The 17,420-nt window shown below is 39.9% G+C and carries 17 protein-coding genes; 13 read left to right on the plus strand and 4 right to left on the minus strand.

Annotated elements, in window-relative coordinates; genetic code table 11:
• Positions 1-140: 140 nt before the first annotated feature.
• Together P2W72_RS04195 and P2W72_RS04200 are read right to left on the minus strand one after the other, a co-directional pair.
• Positions 141-443: a GIY-YIG nuclease family protein gene (locus tag P2W72_RS04195; protein ID WP_346429767.1), complete on the minus strand. Its 303-nt coding sequence runs from the start codon at positions 441-443 to the stop codon at positions 141-143.
• 505 nt (positions 444-948) lie between these two features.
• Positions 949-2,211: an alpha/beta hydrolase family protein gene (locus P2W72_RS04200; RefSeq protein WP_276359654.1), complete on the minus strand. Its 1,263-nt coding sequence runs from the start codon at positions 2,209-2,211 to the stop codon at positions 949-951.
• Positions 2,212-2,359: 148 nt separating this feature from the next.
• On the opposite strand from P2W72_RS04200, the gene ispG reads away from it, so the two are divergent.
• Positions 2,360-4,390 carry a (E)-4-hydroxy-3-methylbut-2-enyl-diphosphate synthase gene (gene ispG / locus P2W72_RS04205; RefSeq protein WP_276359655.1) on the plus strand — a complete coding sequence of 677 codons (2,031 nt, stop codon included), beginning with the start codon at positions 2,360-2,362 and terminating at the stop codon, positions 4,388-4,390.
• Positions 4,391-4,397: 7 nt separating this feature from the next.
• On the opposite strand, the gene P2W72_RS04210 is transcribed toward ispG, so the two are convergent.
• Entirely contained in the window at positions 4,398-5,231 is an 834-nt protein-coding gene (locus tag P2W72_RS04210) for an alpha/beta fold hydrolase (RefSeq protein WP_276359656.1), read from the minus strand.
• A gap of 99 nt (positions 5,232-5,330) precedes the next feature.
• Here P2W72_RS04210 and lspA point away from each other — a divergent pair, with 99 nt between their 5' ends.
• From lspA to P2W72_RS04270, 12 genes are all read left to right on the plus strand, one after another.
• A complete protein-coding gene (gene lspA / locus P2W72_RS04215; RefSeq protein WP_276359657.1) occupies positions 5,331-5,834 on the plus strand; it encodes a signal peptidase II in 504 nt (167 codons plus the stop codon).
• Positions 5,835-5,991: 157 nt separating this feature from the next.
• Positions 5,992-7,218 carry a glutamyl-tRNA reductase gene (gene hemA / locus P2W72_RS04220; protein WP_276359658.1) on the plus strand — a complete coding sequence of 409 codons (1,227 nt, stop codon included), beginning with the start codon at positions 5,992-5,994 and terminating at the stop codon, positions 7,216-7,218.
• A gap of 67 nt (positions 7,219-7,285) precedes the next feature.
• Positions 7,286-8,902, plus strand: coding sequence for a hydroxymethylbilane synthase (gene hemC, locus P2W72_RS04225; RefSeq protein WP_276359659.1), 1,617 nt, complete (start codon positions 7,286-7,288; stop codon positions 8,900-8,902).
• 38 nt (positions 8,903-8,940) lie between these two features.
• Positions 8,941-9,912 (plus strand): porphobilinogen synthase, encoded by a 972-nt coding sequence (hemB, locus tag P2W72_RS04230; protein ID WP_276359660.1) that lies wholly within the window; start codon positions 8,941-8,943, stop codon positions 9,910-9,912.
• Positions 9,913-10,052: 140 nt separating this feature from the next.
• A complete protein-coding gene (gene hemL, locus P2W72_RS04235) occupies positions 10,053-11,432 on the plus strand; it encodes a glutamate-1-semialdehyde 2,1-aminomutase (protein WP_276359661.1) in 1,380 nt (459 codons plus the stop codon).
• A gap of 9 nt (positions 11,433-11,441) precedes the next feature.
• Complete coding sequence (locus tag P2W72_RS04240) at positions 11,442-12,320, plus strand: HAMP domain-containing sensor histidine kinase (RefSeq protein ID WP_276359662.1); 879 nt, start codon at positions 11,442-11,444, stop codon at positions 12,318-12,320.
• Complete coding sequence (locus P2W72_RS04245; protein ID WP_276359663.1) at positions 12,310-13,014, plus strand: response regulator transcription factor; 705 nt, start codon at positions 12,310-12,312, stop codon at positions 13,012-13,014. Before P2W72_RS04240 ends, P2W72_RS04245 begins: the two co-directional genes overlap by 11 nt.
• A 2-nt stretch (positions 13,015-13,016) precedes the next feature.
• The gene (locus P2W72_RS04250; RefSeq protein WP_276359664.1) at positions 13,017-13,532 is read left to right on the plus strand and encodes a tetratricopeptide repeat protein; all 516 of its coding nucleotides are present in this window, start codon (positions 13,017-13,019) and stop codon (positions 13,530-13,532) included.
• Positions 13,533-13,546: 14 nt separating this feature from the next.
• Entirely contained in the window at positions 13,547-14,572 is a 1,026-nt protein-coding gene (gene hemE, locus P2W72_RS04255; RefSeq protein ID WP_276359812.1) for a uroporphyrinogen decarboxylase, read from the plus strand.
• Positions 14,573-14,620: 48 nt separating this feature from the next.
• On the plus strand, positions 14,621-15,160 hold the full coding sequence (locus P2W72_RS04260; RefSeq protein ID WP_276359665.1) for a CopD family protein: 540 nt from the start codon (positions 14,621-14,623) through the stop codon (positions 15,158-15,160).
• Positions 15,161-15,238: 78 nt separating this feature from the next.
• Positions 15,239-15,652 carry a hypothetical protein gene (locus P2W72_RS04265; protein WP_276359666.1) on the plus strand — a complete coding sequence of 138 codons (414 nt, stop codon included), beginning with the start codon at positions 15,239-15,241 and terminating at the stop codon, positions 15,650-15,652.
• Positions 15,653-15,800: 148 nt separating this feature from the next.
• The gene (locus P2W72_RS04270) at positions 15,801-16,940 is read left to right on the plus strand and encodes a hypothetical protein (RefSeq protein WP_276359667.1); all 1,140 of its coding nucleotides are present in this window, start codon (positions 15,801-15,803) and stop codon (positions 16,938-16,940) included.
• Here P2W72_RS04270 and P2W72_RS04275 read toward each other — a convergent pair.
• A complete protein-coding gene (locus tag P2W72_RS04275; protein WP_276359668.1) occupies positions 16,924-17,286 on the minus strand; it encodes a DUF1304 domain-containing protein in 363 nt (120 codons plus the stop codon). The two genes, P2W72_RS04270 and P2W72_RS04275, sit on opposite strands and share 17 nt — an antisense overlap.
• Positions 17,287-17,420: the final 134 nt, after the last annotated feature.

The raw sequence follows: 17,420 nt of genomic DNA on the forward strand, positions 1-17,420 counted from the left end.
TCGAATGAAGCCTAAAGTGACTAAAAATCGAAAGAATACATTGTGAATATCCTTAACTTAATGACATTGAGCTTTCGCTGGAATGACAATTTGGATGGTAAGGAGAGGGAGATTCCAGCCTTCGCTGGAATCGGCTCGGTTTACCTATCACTTTTGATGAACCAATCTGCTGCAAAATCATGCCAATCTGGGTTAAATTTTTCAATTAAATTATTTTTCCAGGATCGTTGCCAGGTCTTTAATTGTTTTTCCCTGGCGATGGCTAAGTTCACGTCAGTAAACTTTTCAAACCAAACCAGTTTAGTGCAATTGTACTTGCATGTGAATCCATAAACAAGTTTTCGTTTATGCTCGTATACTCTTCTGCAGATATTGTTAGTAAAACCGATGTACAAAACATTATGATATTTATTTGTAAGCATGTAAACATAATATTCCCTCATCCCCAAAATTGCGCCCCCCGAAATACATAAAGCCAAAAAAATGAGTAAAAGGTAACATCATTTATTGTACGGTTCCGCATTTCGATTCCAGCGAAGGCTGGAATCTCCTTTCTCCACAACAACACTTGTCATTCCCACGAAAGTGGGAACCTACTATAGCCCATCTTATAACTTATTATCAGCGCAGGCTGGGATCTCCCCATCCCTTGCTCCTGATTTGTCATCCGATAAAATCGGATCTCGCGAAGGCGGGAACCTACCTGTCCTTAAAAAATGAAATTGCCCTTTGGGGTATAAAAACAAAAGCGATAGTCAGACAAAAGTGATTATAAATCCGATAGCTATCGGGTGAGGGAAAGTAACTTGCCAATGAGTTAATTGGTCTATTTGTCGCTTGAGGGCATGCCTTGTATTTATCATGCTCTACACTACATAGGATATCCACTCATTTTATCTATAAAATGGATTCTTGCACCATTTTAAATAATTAAGGATAGAACCCTCTTTAACCTTTAAGGTGTTTTTCCAGCCAGGCGTATGCTTTTTCCTGGATATCCCGATTGTAATTGTGTGTGGTTTTAGGTGAATAAAATGAAGTGTTATCGCCTTTGCCTGCCCAGTCGAAAGCGGACTGGATTTCTGCTTTGGCCTTCATTTTTCCTTCTTCCGGGAAAAGGGGATCTTCTTCGCCCACTACAATCATACAGGCATTGGGAGCACTCATGGCTGCAAGATCAGGAATGTCCATCCTGTTCAACACGCCTGGCAATAAACAAAAGCTTCCAACGGCGCCGCTTAGGTTATAATGTTGCTGCGTGTCGCCGGTAGTCATCCATCCAACGCTTACTGAAGCCTTTATCCGTGTATCCAGTGCTGCAAGGATATTGGTTCTCCATCCGCCACCAGATAAGCCTGTTACTCCGATTCTTTTCATATCCACTTCCGGTCGGGTGGCTAAATAATCAATACATCTTGAATCGTCAAAGTAGTTTATGCCTGCCCAGGTAGTCCCCGCCCAATTTAACTGCCTGACACCATAATATAAAAGATCACGGATTTTGATATCAAACTGTTTGTATTCTTCAGCTGATAATGAAAAAGGATCAAAGTTAGCAGGTATTCCATTAATGCCTTTAGGAACGCGGTTTCCAAAATGATGAGCGTCTATAACAATGACTGCATAACCTCTGTTAACCAGTTCTTCTGTTAAATAGGCGCCTTCATAGTATTCCTTGCGATGTGCCACCAACAACTCATGATCTTTTCCGCCATTGGCGATCCGGTCTTTGCCAAAGCCCATAGGGCCTCCCCATTCATGCAGCGCAACGATACCCGGAACTGGTTTTTTAACTCCTTTTGGCAATAGGAGGTAAGCCTCCAGCCGATGCCAGGGAGTAGTATTAAAAAGTATTTTTTCGAAAGTGTGGGTGCCCCTGTCTTCTTTCTGAATCACCTCTGGTGCCAGGTTCAATGGTCCGGGATTATAGTGTAATCCATCCAGCAGGCATTTTCTGGCTGCGGCCTGCCATTTTTTATAAGTACCCTTTGGATTCTTTTTTCTCCAGTTTGCAACAGTCAGATCCATAGGATTGTTTGCCCGGATCCCTTCAAGAACCGGTTCTAAGGAACCATAAAGGTTTAATGGATTTTTGATAGAGGGAATGCTGGGTGGTATGTTAGCCATTCCCGGCTGAAAGGATAATAAGCCCGATGAAGCTATAACAGCAGAGCCGATTGCGGATGTTTTCAGAAAATTTCTTCTTTTCAATTTGAATAAGTTTTAAAATGAATATAACACTTTTCTGGCAGATACCTGTGCTTGGTGTTTTCACCAACCACCTGCAATCCCTTCTTGATTTTCCATTTCGGGGATTCCCCCGATAATATGTATTTTTGTAAAATTTTGATTTCGCTGGATGACTAAAAACACTTTTCCTGCCCTTGATGGCAAGTATTGTAATTCACTAAATACCTATTCCAGATTTTTAACCCGTGAGGTAACAATCGGTCATATTCCGATGGGTGCTCATAATCCGATAAGGATCCAGAGTATGACCACTACAGATACCATGGATACTCTTGGTACGGTTGAGCAATCTATCCGCATGGTTGATGCGGGCTGTGAATACGTGCGGATTACTGCTCCAAGTGTGAAGGAAGCTAAAAACCTGGCGAACATAAAAAAGGAATTAAAGGCAAGGGGTTATGATGTACCTCTTATTGCCGATATACATTTTACTCCCAATGCTGCCGAAGAAGCTGCCCGGATCGTTGAAAAAGTGCGAATCAACCCTGGTAATTATGCAGATAAAAAGCGTTTTGAAAATTTTGAATACACCAATTCAGAATATCAGGCAGAGCTCGAAAGAATATACAGGAAATTTATCCCATTGGTAAAGGTCTGCAAGGAATATGGTACTGCCATGCGTATCGGAACCAATCATGGTTCTCTCTCAGACCGCATCATGAGCCATTATGGGGATACTCCCCGCGGGATGGTCGAGTCGGCAATGGAATTTATGCGGATGTGTGAGGATTTGAACTATTATAACCTCGTTATTTCGATGAAATCAAGTAATCCTCAGGTTATGGTGCAGGCATACCGGCTTCTGGTAGAAACTATGGTGAAGGAGAACATGAATTATCCCCTGCACCTCGGTGTAACCGAAGCCGGCGATGGTGAAGACGGCCGTATTAAATCAGCTGTAGGTATTGGGGCCCTTTTGGAGGATGGTTTGGGTGATACAATCCGCGTGTCCCTGACCGAAGACCCTGAGTTTGAAGCACCGGTTGCAATTGCCTTAGCTGATAGGTATAAGTGGAGAGAGTTATCAGTTAACAGTTATCAGTTGCCAGGTGAATCGGATGTGCAGACAGATGAATCCAGTCTGGCAACTGATAACAGACAACAGGCAACTCATAATCCCTACGAATACCAAAAGCGTCACAGCACAGAGCTTAATACCTTCATCGGAGGGCATCAGGTTCCAAGGGTAGTTATTGATATTTCGGCGAAAAATTTAAAAGATCCTGCAATTCTGGGTGAAGTTGGGTACCTGTACTCATCTCTTCTTGATAAATATAACATGGGCGAACAGTCCACTGATTTTGTTTATCTGGCAGATGAACTGCCTTCGTTCAATTTCCCCGGTAACCTGAAACAGCTTTACAATTATCAAACCTGGAAAACTCTTCAGAACAAGGCAAACTGCCATCCCTTTTATTCGTTAAAGGAGTATGTGGAGTCGAAGGAGCACGATCTTTCATTGAATCTGGTTGCAATTTCAGGTTCTGATATAGGTTCTGAGCTTTTCAATGATATTCCTTTAGATAAAACATTGGTATTTGTTCTGGAAACTAATTCTGTATGCGGATTACAGGATCAGCGTGCCGCATTTTTTAAACTAATGGAAATGGGACTTGAAGTTCCGGTAATTATCAGAAGAAAATACAGTCTGAAAGATCAGACAATGACGATTTTGCCTAAGGAGTCTGATTTTCAGCTCTATGCGGCTACTGACCTGGGTGGACTTTTACTCGATGGCCTTGGTGATGGTATCTGGGCTGATGCGGCCGATATCCCGAACAAGGTAATTCTTTCTACTTCATTTGGTATTCTTCAGGCAACCCGGTCAAGAATATCTAAAACCGAGTATATTTCATGCCCCAGCTGTGGAAGAACATTGTTTGATCTGCAAATTACCACGCAAATGATTCGCAGTCGTACTGATCACCTCAAAGGGCTGAAGATTGGGATCATGGGTTGTATTGTGAACGGCCCGGGAGAAATGGCTGATGCGGATTATGGTTATGTAGGCACCGGTCCCGGAAAGATCACACTCTATCGCGGGAAAGAAGTAGTAAAGAAAAACGTGAATACAGAAAATGCTCTGGATGAGCTGATTGGTATTATCCGTGAGGATGGGAACTGGATTGAACAGGAATAAAAAGCGATCAATTATTTCTCAGAAATTCAACACTCCTCTCGCAAGCCAAATGTAATTCAAGCGGCAAATCCTCTTTCAGGTATGGGTGCGATGACCCGAATACATGATTAGCGTAGGGAATGATGAACAACTCTGAATCTGGACATCTCTCTTTCAGTTTTTCTGCTTCACTCAGGTTTACGTTCTCATCCCTGTCGCCATGAATGATTAACCAGGGTATTTTTACCTGCGTCGCCGCCTTTAAAATATTATATTCTTCAGCATGTTTTTCAAGGTCATTCAAGAGATCAACTTTCAGCGGAGTGTATTGCCGTGTACGTACATTAAAACTTAAGATGACTCCGTTTTTACGCCATTCATCTTCCTCTTCTTTTTTCCATAAGCTTCTGAAATCAGAGATAGATGCCAGAGTAATAAGTTTATTGATTCTGTGATCTTTAACAGATTGAATGATACTTACTCCGCCGCCACGACTATGTCCTAAAAGATATAATTGTTCAGGTGCAGGAAACTCTTTGTGGCTTTTTGCAAAACTGATCACCAGATCAAGGTCATTCAACTCTTTGCTGAATGTATTGTCGCCAAATGCAGTCTGATCTTTAAATTCAGTAGGATATTCTGGACTTGTTCCGTTATGTGAAAAGTTGAATTTAAGAAATCTGAAACCCTGCTTCACGAAATATTCTGCTACCATGTTATGTGTGCCCCAGTCTTTAAATCCTTTAAATCCATGAACAAATAATATCATTGGAGCATTTTCTAAACCCCTTTTAAAACTGAGGTCCAATAGTATTGGTTTTCCTCCTGAGCCTTTGATAGTGAATGTTTGACGGATAATCATGTAATTGGACGATTTTGTTGATATTTGCTGCCGGCGATTTCTCCCATCTTCAAATCCACAATACCCGGAAAATTTTACAGGATCGATTGAAAACAAGATATGAAAATTACAGGATTATTTAAAAGGGCATTTATTCTGTTTGTAGTGTTCTGTAATTTTAGCTGCGATCAAATCTCAAAATCAATTGTCAGAAAAGAGGTAGAACATTATGAAGTAATTAGTCTTATTGGAAATTATCTTAGTCTGACCAAAGTTGAAAATACCGGAGCATTTCTGAGTGCCGGAAGCTCACTTCCTTACTTTGTTCGTCTGATTCTGCTTTCTGTCATCCCGGTTATTTTCCTTATCTATGGTTTATATCTGATTATGGTCAAAAAGGGAATCCCTGATTTAATTATTACAGGCTGGTGTTTTGTAATTGGTGGTGGTACAGGAAATTTATATGACCGGATTATTCATGGATCTGTAACTGATTTTTTGCATTTGGATCTGGGCTTTATTCAAACCGGAATTTTCAATCTGGCCGACATGTCAATTATGTCAGGAATGTTTATGATCATGTCCGGATATTTCTTTTTTCCCAATCGCCGTATAGTTCAATAAATTGAAAATTATCTTTTATAATTGCATTTCGTTTTAAAAACGACAGAAAGATCTTATTTATAATCTTTCTAAAAGGTTGTGTTTACAAAGGCGTGACAGAAGGAAAATCGCTTATTGGTTACATTTGCATAGTTAATATAATTTAGGATACCTGAACTTGAAGTATTTAAAAGTAATTGCCTTTACTCACAAGCACATTGACCTTAAGGACTTGGGAAAATTTGTAATCTGCAATGAATCCCTGAGCAGTAGTTTGGAAAGTGTAAAAGCAAAGTTTGATATTCCGGAAATATTCTACATCGGTACGTGTAACCGTGTTGAATTTGTTTTTACTGCAGATCAAAAACTTGACAGGGTTTTTGTTGGTAAATTCATTTCTGCACTTCATTTGCCGGTATCGCAGGATCAGTTAGAGAATTTCACGGATCAGGTTTCTGTTTATGAGGATGTGGAAGCATTGAATCATTTGCTTCGGATTTCATGTTCTCTGGAAAGTCTGGTTGTTGGTGAAAAGGAAATACTTGCACAGGTTCGCAAAGCTTATGATACTTGTCGTCTGTCAGGTTTTACCGGAGATTATCTCCGCTTAATCATGTCGAGGGTTGTAAAGACTGCAAAAGAAGTTTATACCAATACAGCAATTGCAAGAAAACCCATTTCAGTTGTTTCTCTGGCCTATCGTAAGCTTCGCGAGCTGAACATGTGTACAAATGCCAGAATTCTGATCATTGGAGCAGGCGAGACCAATAAAAATATCTCCAAATATCTTCAAAAGCACAAATATTCTAATTTTGCGGTATTCAACCGTACTTTGGATAATGCAAAAAGTCTTGCAGAAGACCTTGGAGGTACAGCCTACAGACTTGAGGATTTAAAAACCTACAAAGAAGGTTTTGATGTAATTATTACCTGTACAAGCTCGACAGAGCCGATCATTACCAATGAAGTCTATCAGTCACTCTTGAATGGGGATACTTCCAGAAAAGTGATCGTTGATCTTGCAGTTCCGAATGATACCAGCCCCGAAGTTCTTGAGAATAATCCTGTTACCTTTATCGAGGTTCACAGTTTGCAGGAAATCGCAAATAATAACCTTCAGGAAAGATATGAGGAGTTAATTTACGCTGAGCGTATCATTGAGCAAAATATTGAAGAGTTCAAACCTGTTCTTAAGCAACGAAGAGTTGAGATTGCTATGCGGGAAGTGCCTGAAAAGATCAAGGAAATTCGTGAAACTGCTGTGAACAGGATTTTTGCTGATGAAATTGAACGTATGGATGATAATTCGCGCGAGGTTCTGGCCCGCGTCATGAATTATATGGAAAAGAAGTATATCAGTGTTCCAATGGTTATGGCCAAGGATATATTGATAAATAATAGCTGATTTTCGGTTGATCCCAATCATTTTGGCTATTTTTAGCCTTCAAAAATAAGCCTGAATAATTATAATCATGTCTGATCATTTACCTGAGGAGAGTAAAAAATCTAAAATTATTATTGGAACGCGTGGCAGTGAGCTTGCTCTATGGCAGGCTAATCATGTGAAAGACCGTCTTGCAGAAATTGGCCTTGATTCAGAACTTAAAATTATTAAAACCCAGGGTGATAAAATACTCAATCTGAGTTTTGATAAACTTGAGGGTAAGGGCTTTTTTACCAAGGAACTGGAAGAGGAATTGCTGAATGGAGGGATAGATCTTGCCGTTCATTCACATAAAGATCTGCCCACTACCAATCCCGAAGGTTTGATTATTGCCGCGGTATCAGAACGCGAAGATCCTGCTGAATTGCTGGTTATTCTTAGAGACTGCGTTGATGTTCAGCAGAAGTTATCCGTTAAGTTCGGTGGTATGGTTGGAACATCTTCCAATCGCCGTAAAGCACAGCTTCTGGCTATCAGGCCTGATTTTGAAATTGAAGATCTCAGGGGAAATGTGCAGACAAGGATTCAAAAGTTAAGGGATGAAAAATATGATGCGATTATGCTGGCTAAGGCGGGTGTGCTGCGTCTGGATATTGATCTGACAGAGGAATTTTATGTTGAGGAATTAGAGCCGACAGAACTTATTCCTGCTCCTGCGCAGGGAGTGCTCGCTATACAAATCCGCGGGAGTGATACCTCTTTGTTTGAGAAACTCCAACCATTGAATGATTCGGCAGTTGCTGAGCAGATAGGAGTTGAACGAAAGGTTTTGAATATGTTTGATGGAGGCTGCCAGTTACCTCTGGGCTGTTATTGCCGGAAGGATGGCGATTTGTTTCAGGTATGGACCTCAAAGGCATCTGATGGTACCGATTTTCCTGACCGTTTATTTCTGCAGGAGACAAGTACCCTGGGGCTTGCAGAGAAGATTGTTTCAAAATTCGATGCCAATCGTAAATTCCCTGAGAATGTATTTATCAGCCGTGAGTTATCAGAGTCAAGTTATCTCAGAAAGGCACTGGCTAAACATCAGATAGAAATAGAGGGTCGTTCTTTGATCAGGACCTTCCCTACCATTAATAAACTCGATCCTTTTATTTTAAGAAATGTTGACTGGATATTCTTTAGCAGTAAGAATGCCATTGATTATTTTTTTAAACTGGACCCCCTGCTGCCTAAGAAAGTAAAATTCGGGGTAGTTGGACGCGGTTCTGAGAATGCTCTGCGTCATCATGGACGTAAAGCAGATTTTAGTGGAGAAGAAGAGGGTATTGATACCAACGATATTGGAAAAGAATTTGCAAAAATAGCCAATGGATCAACGATTATTTTTCCAATGGCCAAAGGATCTTTACGGTCTATCCAGAAGGAGCTCAATGAACAAACAAAGCTGATTGAACTGGTGGTTTATGAAACGGTTAGTGAAGAAGATGTGCCTGCTACTTTAGCAGAAGTCCTGATTTTTACCAGCCCTTCTAATGTTGATTCCTATTTTGCAAATAATCTGCTTGATCCTGATCAGAAAGTGATTTGCATCGGGAAATCAACCGGACAGAAATTTGATGAGATGGGAGTTAAGTATACGCTTCCGTTCTCTCCTGATGAGATCGGGCTTGCCGAAGCTGTTTTTGCATTGGATTATTGACTTTAGACTTTAGACATTTATTTTATTCATAAAAGCATATGCTAATTCGTCCCAGGAGGTTAAGAAAATCGTCGGTTCTCCGCGAAATGGTTGCAGAGACCAGACTATCAAAGGATATGTTCATCTATCCTTATTTTGTGGTTCCGGGTAAAAATATTGTTCATGGCATTGATGCCATGCCGGGGGTTAGTCATTTTTCAGCAGATACCTTGCTTAAGGATGTCGAAAAATCTATGAAACTTGGTCTGAACAAGGTTTTACTGTTCGGAGTGGGTGAAGAAAAAACAGAAGATGCAAGCTCTTCATTTGATAAGAATTCTGTTGTTGCAAATGCTGTACGCGAGCTAAAGAGTGCATTCGGAGAAGATCTTTATGTGATCACTGATGTTTGTACCTGTGCCTACACAACTCATGGGCATTGCGGGATTCTGCATCAGGACTATGTGCAGAATGATCCTACCGTTCAGATTTTATCGAAAATGGCATTGTCGCATGCACAGGCAGGTGCTGATATGGTTGCTCCATCCGATATGATGGATGGCCGTATTCTTGGTATTCGTGAAAAGCTGGATCAGAATGGGATGGAGAATACCGCAATTATGAGTTACAGTATAAAGTTTGCTTCAGCATATTATGGCCCTTTTAGAGAAGCTGCCGATTCAGCACCAGGTAAAGGTGATAGAAAAGCATATCAGATGGATTTCAGAAATCCGCGTGAAACCATGCGTGAATCAGTTCTGGATGAACATGAAGGTGCTGATATATTGATGGTTAAACCAGCGCTTGCTTATCTGGATGTTATCCATCGTTTGAGAGAAAGTACCAATCTTCCCGTGGCTTGTTATAATGTTTCGGGAGAGTATTCAATGGTTAAGGCTGCCGGTGCCAAAGGCTGGATTGATGAGCAGAAGGTGATTATGGAGAATATGTACGCATTCAGCAGAGCCGGAGCAAATATTATCATTACCTACCATGCCCGCGAGATACTGGAAAAGGGCTGGATGGATTAGGAGGAACTTGAGTATTAGTATTTAGTATATAGTAGTTAGTATTTAGATAATTGAATGCCGCATTTGATAGTTTTAATACATTACAGACAAGCGTTAACAGCTAACAGACAACAAACAGACAACAGATAACTTAAATAGGTATGTTAGGATCATTAAAAAAGATGTTTTCAGGTTCAGAGGAAGAAACTCCGGTAAATACAATTGGTAAACCGGATATCTCAAGAGAGAAATCTGCCGAACTTTATGAAAAATCAAAAACCTATTTTCCGGGAGGTGTAAACTCTCCGGTAAGGGCATTTAAATCTGTTCATGGAACGCCTTTATTTATTCAAAAAGGTGATGGCTGCCATATCTGGGATGCCGACGGAAATCAGTTTATTGATTTTTGTGCTTCATGGGGGCCGCTGATCCTTGGTCATAATCATCCTGTTGTTCGTGAAAAAGTGATTGAGGCTATGCAGAACGGTATGAGCTTTGGTGCACCTACAGCTCTTGAGAACCAGCTTGCCGAACTCATTTTAAAGAATAATAAATACGTTCATAAAATACGTTTTACCAGTTCAGGTACTGAGGCAGTGATGTCGGCTATCAGATTGGCCAGAGGATATACAAAACGTGATAAGATTATTAAGTTTGAAGGTTGTTATCATGGACACTCTGATTCATTGCTGGTTAAGGCAGGTTCAGGACTGGTAACTTTTGGTGAGACTTCATCAGCAGGTATACCCAAGGCTTTTGCAGATGAAACAATTGTAGTTCCATTGAATAATGAACAGGCAGTTCAGGAAGCTTTTGATCAATTTCAGGATCAGATTGCTGCAATAATTATTGAACCTGTACCTGCAAATAATGGGTTATTACTGCAAACTCAGGAATTCCTTGAGTTTCTGCGCCGCATATCCACAAAGAATAAAGCTTTACTCATATTTGATGAGGTAATCTCAGGTTTCCGGATAGGTTTTGAAGGAGCTGCAGCTTATTACAATATTCAACCGGATATTATTACTTACGGTAAGATTATTGGTGGCGGCTTGCCGGTTGGAATGTATGGCTCTTCGGAAGAAATTATGGGTATGATCTCTCCTGATGGGCCTGTTTATCAGGCAGGTACATTATCAGGTAACCCGGTGGCAATGGCGGCAGGTATTGCTCAGCTAACTGAACTGGCTAAATCAGGTTTCTACAAGGATCTGAATAATAAAACTCTGGAGTTTACTGAATCGATTCAGCGTTTTGCAAGTGCAAGAAATTATAAATTCAGGGTATTTACCATTGGTTCTATCTTTTGGTTTGCATTTACCGACCAGGAAAGTATTCGTACTTCTGAGGAGATCGATCCGGCAAGCATGGAGAAATTTAAGATCATGCACCGTGAATTACTGAACAGGGGAGTTTACTTCGGACCTTCAGGATATGAAGTTGGTTTTGTATCTTCAGTACATACCAAAATTGAGCTTGAAAAAGCTAAACGTGCAATTTTTGACAGTCTGGATATTGTATTCAGAGGATCAAGAGTATAAACTAATAACATGAGAAGGCCTCTCCTTATATTTTACGCACTGATCATTTATGCAGTTTTACAGCTGATCTGGTGGGGCAGGCTTTTGCTTATCGCTAAGCCAAACAGTAAGGGGATGATCTTAGGGGAAACGGCTGTTTTCGTATTTATTTTCTTTGTTGGGGCCTATTATATGCATAAAGCCATCAACAGAGAACGAAAATTACACCGTCAGCAGAAGAATTTTCTTTTGTCTGTTACCCATGAATTGAAATCACCGCTGGCTTCTATAAAACTCTATCTGCAGACTATCCTGAAAAGGGACCTGGATGTTTCACAACAGAAGTCATTCATTACAAATTCACTAAAAGATATTGAGCGTCTTGATGATCTGGTAGAAAACATGCTGCTCGCCACCAAGATCGAAAGTAATTCCTATACCTTCCCTAAAGAGGAATTTAACTTTTCTGAATTGGTAGCATCGGTTGCTGAACGTTTACAGATCCATACCTGCAGCACACAAGTTATCAAAACAACGATTCATCCAAAGATCCTTTTACATGGGGATAAGTTTGCACTTACTTCTATGGTCACAAACCTTATTGAAAACGCGGTAAAATACTCACCTCCCTGTTCAGAAATTGATGTAAATCTGATTCGTAAAAATGGGCTTATTCAGTTTATTGTGGCTGATAAGGGCATAGGTATTAAGGATGAAGAAAAAAGCCGTATTTTTGATAAGTTTTACAGGGTTGGCAGTGAGGATACCCGTAAAACAAAGGGTACAGGTTTGGGTTTGTTTATAGTAAAACAGGTGTTGGATAAGCATCAGGCTACAATCAAAGTGAAGAATAATCAGCCTTCGGGAACAATTTTCGAAGTAACATTTAATGACGTATATGCCAAGTAAACAAAGAATCTTATTGGTAGAAGACGAAGAACATCTTCTGGAAGCTATCAAATTAAATCTGGAGCTTGAAGGATACAAAGTATCTACTGCTACCGATGGTAAAAAGGCGCTGAAAATATTCAAGGAGGAGCGTTTCAATCTCATTATTCTTGATGTGATGTTGCCCGAAATTGATGGATTTCAGGTTGCTGAAACCATTCGTCTGGAGAATTCTGAAGTTCCGATCATGTTTCTTACTGCCAAAAATACCAGTGAAGACCGTGTTATGGGGCTAAAGAAAGGTGCTGATGATTATCTGGTCAAGCCTTTTAATCTGGAGGAACTTATTCTAAGAGTAGGAATACTTGTAAAGAGAAGTCTGAAAGGAGATGAACTGAAGGAAATGAACTCTTACCGGATTGGAGATAAAACCATTTACTTCAACTCATTTGAGCTTAAAGGCGATGACGGAACGATTATTCCACTGACCAAGAAGGAAACAATGCTGCTGAAGCTTTTAATTGAGCGCAGAAATGAAGCAGTATCCAGAGAGCAAATTCTGGAAACGGTATGGAATTATGATGTTTATCCATCGACCAGAACCATAGATAACTTCATTCTGACCTTCCGTAAGTATTTTGAGCCTGATCAGAAGAACCCGACCTATTTTCATTCAATCCGCGGAGTTGGATATAAATTTATTGATAATCACTAAAGATGTTAACTAAAAAAGCCCGTTTGTGGGTTATTTTTATTGCAATGATACTTTTGGGCTGGACTATAAGCCAGAAGGTTTATGAGATTTCAGCTGTAGTTGGTCTCGGTATCGGCCTGCTGGTATGGGGCTATTTCCGTGAAGGTACAGTGGTGATGGCTGCACGTGAATTTCATGCCAGGAACTATGATGCTGCCGAAGAGCTGCTTAAGGAAATTGAAGACCCTGATCGTTTAGGAAAACATCGGCGTGGTTTCTATGAATTCATTTACGGCAATGTTGAACTTCACCGCCATAATTATGAAGAGGCAGAAAAGCATTTTCAGATCGCTACAAGATTCCCATTGAGAAACCAGAATGACAAGGCAATTGTATTAGTACATCTGGCAAATATCAGTCTCAGGAAGAAAGACTTTGAAAGGGCCAGAACTTATGCTGAGAAAGCAAAAACATATAAAATTACCGCAAGGGTAAAAGACATCATTCAAAAGATAGAATCAGAAATAAATAAAGCATAGTGAGCGAGAATAACATACAGAACAGCCTGTTTCTTAGGGCTGCATTTTCAAAAAGTACAGAGCGTCCACCAGTGTGGATGATGCGCCAGGCCGGGCGATTTATGCCCGAATACTGGGAAATAAAAAATAAATACTCCTTTCTGGAGATGTGTAAAACACCTGAGATAGCAGCGGATGTAACCATGCTTCCGGTAGATCTTTTAGGTATTGATGCAGCTATATTGTTTTCTGATATTCTGGTTACCGGAGAGGCAATGGGAGGGGATCTCAGCTTTTCACAGGGAGTAGGACCTAAATTTGCTAATCCTGTAAGAACTCAGGCTGATATTGATAATTTGCTTTCTGAGGTTGGTGATAAGCTACAGTATGTTGCTGATGCCATTAAAGTAATTCAGCAAAGATTGAATGGGAGTATTCCCCTGATTGGTTTTGCCGGTGCACCTTTTACGGTGATGAGTTATCTTGTTGAAGGAGGTTCATCGAAGGATTTCAAATTAACAAAACTGTTCATTCATAACCATCCTGAACTTGCCCATCAATTGCTGGCTAAGATTGCAAAAGTAACAGTTGATTATCTGAATATGCAGATTGCAGCAGGGGTAAATGCTTTGCAATTATTTGACAGCTGGGCCCTGGCATTATGCTGGGACGATTACAAAGAGTTCTCTCATCGTTATAATGTTGAGATCATCTCTCAATTGAACCGCAGGGATATTCCGGTAATCTCTTTCTGTAAAGGCAGTTCTGTGTTTGCACCATTGATGGCTGAGGCTAAGCCTGATGTAATCTCGGTTGACTGGAATGCAGATCTTCTGGATATTAAGAAAAAATTGCCGGCAGGAATTGCAGTTCAGGGAAATCTGGATCCTCATATTCTATACGCAGATAAGAAAGTGATTAAAGAACGTATACATCGTTTGTTTGAAAGAATGCGGGGCGAAAACGGATTTATTTTCAATCTGGGACATGGTATCATGCCTGATATCCCGTTTGATCATGTGAAGTATGCTATTGAACTGATCAGGGAGTATCGTTATTAATATATTTCAGGCTTTTAGCTTTCGGCTTTCAGCTTAATACAGGTAAGAATGACGTATTTATATCTTAAGGCTATACATATAATTTTTGTCGTAAGCTGGATGGCCGGACTCTTCTATATTGTCCGTTTGTTCATTTACCATGTTGAAGCAAATGATCGGCCCGAGTCTGAAAAGAATGTCCTTCAGCGCCAGTTCGAGATCATGCAGCATAAGCTCTGGTACATTATTACCACACCTGCAATGGTATTGTCGGTACTTGCCGGCATCGGAATGATCTGGGTAAATCCTGAATTACTCAGTATGAACTGGATGCTGGTTAAGCTGATTTTCGTGCTGGGGCTATTGATTTATCACTTTATCTGTCAGAACATCATTAATCAGGTGAAACGGAGAACTTTGAGCTGGACTTCAACCCAGCTAAGGCTCTGGAATGAGCTTGCTACTATCTTTCTGGTAGCCATAGTTTTTACAGTGATCCTAAAAAGTGCAATCGACTGGATTTATGGATTAGTCGGACTGATTGCCTTTAGTGCAGTGATTATGTCTGCGGTTAAGATTTATAAGTTTTATCGTCTTAAAGGTAAATAGGTTTAACATCTATATAATAATCTGGTAACTCTGTAACAGATTCCTTCTTTTGCTCGTATATTAAGTAAATAAAGGCCTATGAAAATCTTCCTGAATATTGTATTAGTCTTTATAGTTTTTGTATCTGGTAGCTGTAATAAGGAGGGAAAACTTTTATCAAAGCTGGAGGGAACATGGGAGCTGAGACATATTGAAGGCGGATTCAGGCCAATAAATTCTCCATCTGATTATGCACCTGGAAATGGGATTCTCCTGAAATTCGAAGCGAATACTTTTCAACAATCTACAGGTGCACAAACTGATGTCAGTGGCACATTCACAATTGTTAAAGAAGAGGTTAATCTGAACGGAGAAAAATTATTATATAAGATAGATTTCCAAAGTGAGAAAAATATGCCGGATGCTTACTTTAAGATATCAGGTGATAAATTATTTCTCTATGTTGGCGAGATTGCTGCTGATGGTTATGTAGGGATATATGAAAAGCAATAGGATAAATGAATTTAATAATCTTTACTTATCCTTTTTTATTGCAGCCTGCGATTTTCAGGTAGTTTCTAAAAATTCCTCGAAAGAAATTTCGCACTGTTGAAAGTAATTGTATGATATTTGCCGTGCTTAATTTCCTTTTCACTAATCCATGAAGAAGTTCTTATTATTGTTATTGCTGGGCGGAATTGTTTACTCATCAAAGGCTCAAATCAATTTGGACAGCCTGGAGTATCGAATCCGTCCGGATAGTCTGAAAACAGGAGAGCTTCATCTGAACATTAACAATTTTAATTTCCTGCGTAATCTTGAATACTTTAATAAAATTCAGGATGGTTATACCTTATTCGGAGCGCAGTTAGAGCCTCAACTGGTATATTATGCACATCCCCGACTGGCAATTACAGCGGGTGTTCATATGAGAAAGGATTTTGGGGGACGTGGAATTTACCGGACTCTTCCACTTTTTAGTGTCAAATACCAACACGGAAATACAACTTTAATCAATGGAGTGCTTGAAGGAAATGTGAATCACAGAATGCTTGAGCCGATCTTTGATTTTGAAAAGACAATAACCGATCCTGTTGAATACGGTACTCAATTCATTATTAATAATAAGTCGCTTTTTCTGGATGCTTTTATCAACTGGAAAAAAATGATTTATAAACCTTCTCCGGTGCAGGAGCAGATTCTTGGCGGACTTTCAGCTGATCTGAAACTGATCAGAAATGAAAAACTTAGTCTGAGCCTTCCTCTGCAGCTTACGGTTTTTCATCAGGGTGGACAGATTGATGTGACTTCAGAGCCCTTGCAAACTCTTGTTAATTCTGCAATTGGCTTTAAGCTGAAAGCTGCTACTTCAGGTTTTGTAAACTCTTTCAGAACAGAGAACTATCTGATCACCTTCAATGATTTTTCATTTACTTATGTGCATCCTTATACTGCAGGCTATGGCCTTTACCTGAATGCCGGTGCTGATACGAAGTATGGCTCATTAATGGGGACTTACTGGAACGGAAAGACATTTATTTCTTCAAACGGGATGCCTTTATATCAAAGTGTTTCACAGCATATCAGTAATGCAGGATATACTGAGGATAAACGAAAGCTGATCATGCTACGATACTCATTCCAGAAGCAACTTCTGCCTAATCTGTATATGGATTTCCGTCTGGAACCATTCATTGATTTGGGACGTCCGGCCGGATCAAGAAAGATCGAATTTTCAAATTCATCTTATCTGGTTTACAGACATTCATTCAAACTGCTGAAAACTAAAGCAGATAAATAGCTGCCAGAGCCAGCACAGCCGGTAATCCCTGAATATAGAATATTGATTGCTGTACAGAAACAGCAGCATAAATTCCTGCAACCGTAACACAGCCCAGAAAGAATGCAGCAATATTTTGCGACCATACCGGGTCTCCGATGATTAACGACCAGATTAATCCGGCCGCAAGAAATCCATTATAAAGCCCCTGATTCCCTGCCATGGATTTTGTCTTTTCAAACATGTCTGCAGGCATGGATTTGAAAGTTTTGCGACCCGCACTTGTCCAAGCAAACATTTCAAGCCAGAGAATGTAAATATGTTCTATCGCTACAACAGCAATTAGGATTTTTGCGATCAGATTCATGTTGTATGAGATTTTCAAATTAATTTAAATGTCTGATTTTCTTTAATTTATAAAGAATTATTTTAAATGTGTCAGAAGGTTTTAAAATTTTTTTTAATCCTGATGCAACTAATTTACCCCTTTAAACATCTTAC

The sequence above is a fragment of the Daejeonella sp. H1SJ63 genome, from assembly GCF_029360775.1.
Classification (GTDB): domain Bacteria; phylum Bacteroidota; class Bacteroidia; order Sphingobacteriales; family Sphingobacteriaceae; genus Daejeonella.

What these genes read in the sequence shown, in the direction of transcription:
- P2W72_RS04195 (WP_346429767.1), bottom strand. Translation starts at nt 443, where the DNA reads ATGAGGGAATATTATGTTTACATGCTTACAAATAAATATCATAATGTT.
- ispG (WP_276359655.1), top strand. Translation starts at nt 2,360, where the DNA reads ATGACTAAAAACACTTTTCCTGCCCTTGATGGCAAGTATTGTAATTCA.
- P2W72_RS04210 (WP_276359656.1), bottom strand. Translation starts at nt 5,231, where the DNA reads ATGATTATCCGTCAAACATTCACTATCAAAGGCTCAGGAGGAAAACCA.
- lspA (WP_276359657.1), top strand. Translation starts at nt 5,331, where the DNA reads ATGAAAATTACAGGATTATTTAAAAGGGCATTTATTCTGTTTGTAGTG.
- hemC (WP_276359659.1), top strand. Translation starts at nt 7,286, where the DNA reads ATGTCTGATCATTTACCTGAGGAGAGTAAAAAATCTAAAATTATTATT.
- hemB (WP_276359660.1), top strand. Translation starts at nt 8,941, where the DNA reads ATGCTAATTCGTCCCAGGAGGTTAAGAAAATCGTCGGTTCTCCGCGAA.
- hemL (WP_276359661.1), top strand. Translation starts at nt 10,053, where the DNA reads ATGTTAGGATCATTAAAAAAGATGTTTTCAGGTTCAGAGGAAGAAACT.
- P2W72_RS04240 (WP_276359662.1), top strand. Translation starts at nt 11,442, where the DNA reads ATGAGAAGGCCTCTCCTTATATTTTACGCACTGATCATTTATGCAGTT.
- P2W72_RS04245 (WP_276359663.1), top strand. Translation starts at nt 12,310, where the DNA reads ATGCCAAGTAAACAAAGAATCTTATTGGTAGAAGACGAAGAACATCTT.
- P2W72_RS04250 (WP_276359664.1), top strand. Translation starts at nt 13,017, where the DNA reads ATGTTAACTAAAAAAGCCCGTTTGTGGGTTATTTTTATTGCAATGATA.
- P2W72_RS04260 (WP_276359665.1), top strand. Translation starts at nt 14,621, where the DNA reads ATGACGTATTTATATCTTAAGGCTATACATATAATTTTTGTCGTAAGC.
- P2W72_RS04265 (WP_276359666.1), top strand. Translation starts at nt 15,239, where the DNA reads ATGAAAATCTTCCTGAATATTGTATTAGTCTTTATAGTTTTTGTATCT.
- P2W72_RS04270 (WP_276359667.1), top strand. Translation starts at nt 15,801, where the DNA reads ATGAAGAAGTTCTTATTATTGTTATTGCTGGGCGGAATTGTTTACTCA.
- P2W72_RS04275 (WP_276359668.1), bottom strand. Translation starts at nt 17,286, where the DNA reads ATGAATCTGATCGCAAAAATCCTAATTGCTGTTGTAGCGATAGAACAT.